General features: G+C 36.6%; 1 pseudogene. It reads left to right on the forward strand.

Annotated features, from left to right (window positions below):
* Positions 1–168: 168 nt before the first annotated feature.
* Positions 169–423, forward strand: a pseudogene (locus HMPREF3057_RS10350) (hypothetical protein); the annotation flags it as partial.

The raw sequence follows: 423 nt of genomic DNA on the forward strand, positions 1-423 counted from the left end.
AATCAGATTGGGATAAATTCGCCCAAGACACAAATGAGCTTAAGCGTCGCCGACAAGCTGCAGAGTCAGCAAGACTTGCTGATGAAAAGGCTCGAAGAGATCGAAAAGAGAGAGAACGAGCGAAACAAGCGTCACGAACAATTATTGACAACGATAGAGACCACGGCCTTGAACTTTAATCAAGCCACAGAAAAAAATCAAAAAAGATTTATTAGCGTTGCAAAACACTATGTGGAACGTATTAATAACGATAATTTAAAACAAGATTTTCAATCAGCAATCCAACAAGAATTAGAAGATGTGAAATCACAAACACAAAATCTAGTTAAACAGTTTCAAAATCATCAATCAGACCTACAAAAAGCACATAATGATTATAAAAAAACGCTTGATGAGCGCATCAAAACGAACGAAACGGCAATA

This window comes from Streptococcus sp. HMSC072D05 (assembly GCF_001815805.1).
Taxonomy (GTDB): Bacteria; Bacillota; Bacilli; order Lactobacillales; family Streptococcaceae; genus Streptococcus.